Raw genomic sequence first — 4,545 nt, 5'->3', positions numbered from 1 at the left:
CCGGGGCTACACCCGATCGGGCGGGTCCAGCTGGTCCTGGCAATCCTCATGTTTATCGGCTCGCCGGCCTGGGTCCTCTTCATGACGCTTGCGGCCTTGCAGATCGGACGCGTGCCCGAGTCCGGACCCATGTTCGATCCGGCCCTCGGCTGGTCGCTTTTCGCGCTGATCATGACGATGGTCTTCGCGCCGAAGCTTGCGACCCTCGGCAGCCTGCTCCTGTCCCGACAGGGGCGCGACGACTTCGGCGGCGGTCCGCGTCTGCTGGCCGGAGCCTTCGGCGAGGTCCTCTTCTCGACCCTGCTCGCGCCCATCATGGCCTTGGCGCACTCGCTCTTCATGGGTGGGCTGCTGTTCGGCAAGGCGATCGTCTGGTCACCGCAGCGTCGCGACACCCATCGACTGAAGGTCACGCAGGCCCTACGACGACTCTGGCCTCAGACAGTCTTCGGTCTCGCGGCGTTGCTCTGGCTGATCTCGACCGACGCCGCCGGGGCGGTCTTTCTGTCGCCCTTCATCTTCGGCGCCTTGCTTGCCGTGCCGATCGCCGTGTTGACCGCTTGGCCTGCGCTCGGCGCCTGGCTGGCCCGGGTCGGTCTCTGGCGGATTCCGGAGGAGGTTGATCCGCCTGCCTTGATTCAATCCCTCGGGCTGCCCGTGGTCGGGCGAAAGCGCGCGTCTGTTCCGGCCTCGGATCAGGTGGCGGCGGATTCGATCGGTGTCGACTGATCGCGGCAACGCCCGCGGAGATGCCATGCGGGCCGCCCTCGGCGTATTGCGATCCTTGAAGATCTACTATCTGCACGGGCGTCGGTCGCGTATGGACGCCTTCTATCGCGCCTTTCTCGCCCCGGGCGATCTGGCATTCGACATCGGCAGTCATGTCGGCGATCGCATTGGCTGCTTTCGGAGGATCGGCGCCCGTGTGCTGGCTGTGGAGCCGCAGCCGGTATTGGTGCGCACACTGCGCTTGCTCTACGGGCGAGATCCGGCGGTGCTGATCGAGGCGACGGCGGTCGGACGCGAGTCCGGTCCGGCGGATCTGCGCCTGAATCGCTCCAACCCGACGGTGAGTACGCTCTCGACCGGCTTCATCTCGGCCGCCCGCGAGGCTCCTGGCTGGGAAGGTCAGCGTTGGGACGGTGCGGTCGAGGTCGCCTGCACGCGCTTGGACGATCTGATCGAGCGCCATGGTGTGCCGCGCTTCATCAAGATCGATGTCGAGGGTTACGAGGCCGAGGTCCTCGGCGGACTGACCAGGCCGGTCGATACCTTGTCGTTCGAATTCACGACGATCCAGAAGGACGTCGCACGCAGCGCCTTGGCCGAGTGTTCGAGACTGGGCTATGGGCGATTCAACGCCGTTCTCGGCGAGTCCTATGTCTTTGTCCATGACGTCTGGGTCGATGCCGCCGCGATCGGCCGTTGGCTCGATGCGTTGCCGCACACCGCAAACTCGGGAGACATCTATGCCCGGCGAGTCGATTAGGAACGCAAGCCGGTCGTCCCCGATGCCGTCGGAGCGCGACGCTCCGATGTCTGCCCGGGCTTACTGGGTCACCGGCCCCCTGCAGGGTGAGCTGCGCGACGAGCCGCTTGCGCCGCCCGGTCCCGGCGAGGCGCGGGTGCGGACCCTCTACACGGGTATCAGCCGCGGGACCGAGGCACTCGTGTTGCGCGGCGAGGTCCCGCCGAGCGAGTTCACCGGGATGCGCGCACCCTTTCAGGCCGGCGATTTTCCCTGGCCGGTCAAGTACGGCTACTGCAACGTCGGCCGCGTGGAGGCCGGTCCGTTGGATTGGATCGGGCAGTCGGTCTTCTGTCTCTATCCGCATCAGAGCGCCTATTGCGTCCCGATCGAGGCCCTGCATCGGATTCCCGATGCGGTCCCGCCGGGGCGTGCGGTCTTGGCGGCGAATCTCGAGACCGCCGTCAACGGTCTCTGGGATGCCGCACCCCGGATCGGCGATCGAATCGCTGTCATCGGTGCCGGCTCGGTCGGCGTGCTCTGCGCTTGGTTGGCCGCGCGTATCCCGGGTTGCCGGGTCGAGCTGATCGACATCAATCCGCGCCGCGCCGAGATCGCCGAGCGGCTCGGGGTCGACTTTGCTTTGCCCGAGGATGCGGGCGGCGACGCCGACCTCGTCATCCATGCCAGCGGTTCCTCGGCAGGCTTGGAGCAGGCGCTTGCGCTGGCGGGCTTCGAGGCGACCGTCCTGGAGCTGAGCTGGTACGGCACCAAGTTTGTCACCCTGCCGCTCGGCGCGGCCTTCCACCGGCGCCGTCTCACCCTGCGCTCCTCTCAGGTCGGCCAGGTCGCGACGGCACAGCGTGCACGCTGGGACTATCGTCGGCGACTCCGCCTTGCGCTTGCACTGCTCGTCGATCCGGCGCTGGATGTCTTGATCAGCGGCGAGGACGGCTTCGATGATCTGCCCGCCGCACAGACGCGCCTGGCCGAGAACCCGGGCGATGCCCTGATGCATCGCATCCGCTATCCATGATCAAGCACCGAGGGTTTCGAGCTCGAATCCGAACATGGTGAGGTTCTCGCGGCTGTCCCGCCTGCGGATCAATGCGCCGAAGGCCGCCGTTTCGTTTATTCTTGCGGCGTGTACAGAAACCGGGATTAGGAGACACCATGTACAGCGTCTGCGTTCGCGACCACATCATGATCGCGCATAGCTTTCGAGGGGAGGTCTTCGGACCGGCACAGCGGCTGCACGGGGCGACCTATGTGGTGGATGTGGAGTTTCGTCGTCCGGAGCTGGATGCGGATGGGCTGGTGGTGGACATCGGGCTCGCCAGCCAGACACTGCGTGCGATCTTGGCCGATCTGGATTATCGGAATCTGGATGAGGAGCCGGCGTTTCAGGGCCGCAACACCTCGACCGAATTTCTCGCGCGTGTCGTCTTCGATCGCATGGCCGAGCAGTTGAGCGCGGGTGCGCTCGGCGAGGGAGCACGCGCGATCACGGCCCTGCGCGTGCAGTTGAGCGAGTCACACATTGCCTGGGCGGCCTACGCCTCCGACCTGCCGCAGCGACAGCACGCATGAAACACGCCGGGCGCATCTGGTTCCTGATCCCGGGTAACCTGACTACGCCGACCGGCGGTTATCGCTACGATCGCCGGATCATCGACGGTTTGATCGGCTCGGGTTGGCGAGTGCAGGCCGAGCGTCTCGACGACAGCTTTCCCGAGCCGACCGAGGAAGCTTTGGCGGGCGCCGACCGGCGCCTCGCAACCATTCCGGACGGCGACACGGTGGTCATCGACGGACTGGCCTTCGGACTGCTCGGGGATGTTGCCGCTCTCCACCAGCACCGCTTGTGCTTGATCGCGCTCGTCCATCACCCACTCGCCCTGGAGACGGGTATGGTTGCCGCGCGGGCCGAAGCACTGCGCATGAGCGAATCACGGGCCTTGGTGGCCGCCCGTCGGGTGGTGGTGACCAGCGACGCCACCAGGGATGTCCTGGTCCGGGACTACGGGGTTCCGAAGGAGCGGATTCGCGTCGTCGAGCCCGGCACCGATCCGGCGCCGCTCGCGGCAGGCTCGGAGGAATCCGTCCTGAACCTGCTCTGCGTGGCCGCCCCGACACCGCGCAAGGGTCACGACGTCCTCTTGCGCGCACTCGCATCCCTGCTCGACCTACCCTGGCGCCTGGACTGTGTCGGCAGCCTGACGCGTTGTACGCGCACGAGCCTCGCCTTGCGGCGTCTCTCGGAACACTTGGGGCTGTCCGAGCGGGTGAATTTTACGGGTACCGTCGACGAGCCTCGGCTCGAGGCGTTTTATCATCGGGCGGACCTGTTCGTCCTGCCGACCCGCTTCGAGGGTTACGGCATGGTCCTGACCGAGGCATTGGCCCGCGGTCTGCCGATCGTCAGCACCAGAACCGGGCCGATCCCGAACCTGGTGCCTGCGGATGCGGGGCTCTTGGTTGAGCCCGACGACCCTGCGGCGCTCGAGGCCGCCTTGGCGCGGGTGCTGGACGACCCGGGGCTGCGGCGCAGTCTGGCCGCGGGTGCGCGGTCTGCGCGCGCTCGCCTGCGCGATTGGGATGCTGCAAGCGCCGAGTTCGGCCGCGTCTTGGAAGGAGTGCACGATGGGTGATTTCGACGCCCACTGGTTGCGACTGCGAGCACCGGTGGACATCCGTGCGCGAGCCGCCGATCTTCCGCTCTTATTGCGTCCGCATCTTCCGAAAGGGCAGATGCTTCGTGTCCTGGACCTGGGGTGCGGGACCGGCTCCAACCTGCGTGCGCTGGCGCCGGCCTTGGGCGGCGAGCAGGCATGGCTTTGTCTGGATGCGGACGCCGACCTCTTGGATCGAGTGGCGGGCGAGACCCAAGCCTGGGCGCAGGAATCGGGGTTTGATTGGGACGCGTCGGATCAGCGGGTCACGGGGGCCGAGCCTGATCCGGCCTGTACGCCTCATCTGACCTGCACGCTGGCGACCCGTCGCTTCGACCTCGCGCGCGACCTGGCCGAGCTTCCGATCGAAGGCATCGGGTTGGTCACGGCCTCGGCGCTGCTCGA

Annotated in this window: 5 protein-coding genes and 1 pseudogene; all 6 read left to right on the top strand. The window is 66.9% G+C overall.

The window, feature by feature from the left end; genetic code table 11:
* A pseudogene (locus VLR48_RS02870) lies at positions 1-729 on the top strand (glucans biosynthesis glucosyltransferase MdoH); the annotation flags it as partial.
* A 25-nt stretch (positions 730-754) separates the two neighbouring features.
* A complete protein-coding gene (locus VLR48_RS02865) occupies positions 755-1,489 on the top strand; it encodes an FkbM family methyltransferase (protein WP_325290333.1) in 735 nt (244 codons plus the stop codon).
* A 22-nt stretch (positions 1,490-1,511) separates the two neighbouring features.
* Positions 1,512-2,504 (top strand): zinc-dependent alcohol dehydrogenase, encoded by a 993-nt coding sequence (locus tag VLR48_RS02860; RefSeq protein ID WP_414718569.1) that lies wholly within the window; start codon positions 1,512-1,514, stop codon positions 2,502-2,504.
* Positions 2,505-2,641: 137 nt separating this feature from the next.
* Complete coding sequence (locus VLR48_RS02855) at positions 2,642-3,058, top strand: 6-carboxytetrahydropterin synthase (RefSeq protein WP_325290331.1); 417 nt, start codon at positions 2,642-2,644, stop codon at positions 3,056-3,058.
* Positions 3,055-4,119: a glycosyltransferase family 4 protein gene (locus VLR48_RS02850; protein ID WP_325290330.1), complete on the top strand. Its 1,065-nt coding sequence runs from the start codon at positions 3,055-3,057 to the stop codon at positions 4,117-4,119. Before VLR48_RS02855 ends, VLR48_RS02850 begins: the two co-directional genes overlap by 4 nt.
* Positions 4,112-4,545 (top strand): class I SAM-dependent methyltransferase (locus tag VLR48_RS02845; protein ID WP_325290329.1); only part of this gene is annotated, 434 nt, incomplete at its 3' end. The genes VLR48_RS02850 and VLR48_RS02845, both read left to right, overlap by 8 nt.

It is taken from the genome of Thiocapsa sp. (assembly GCF_035467215.1).
Classification (GTDB): domain Bacteria; phylum Pseudomonadota; class Gammaproteobacteria; order Chromatiales; family Chromatiaceae; genus Thiocapsa.
The sequence above is the reverse complement of the archived record's forward strand: the minus strand, read 5'-3'. Positions and strand labels throughout refer to the sequence as shown.

Excerpts from the sequence above, each read along its gene's own strand:
- VLR48_RS02865 (WP_325290333.1), top strand. The coding sequence starts at position 755 with ATGCGGGCCGCCCTCGGCGTATTGCGATCCTTGAAGATCTACTATCTG.
- VLR48_RS02860 (WP_414718569.1), top strand. The coding sequence starts at position 1,512 with ATGCCGTCGGAGCGCGACGCTCCGATGTCTGCCCGGGCTTACTGGGTC.
- VLR48_RS02855 (WP_325290331.1), top strand. The coding sequence starts at position 2,642 with ATGTACAGCGTCTGCGTTCGCGACCACATCATGATCGCGCATAGCTTT.
- VLR48_RS02850 (WP_325290330.1), top strand. The coding sequence starts at position 3,055 with ATGAAACACGCCGGGCGCATCTGGTTCCTGATCCCGGGTAACCTGACT.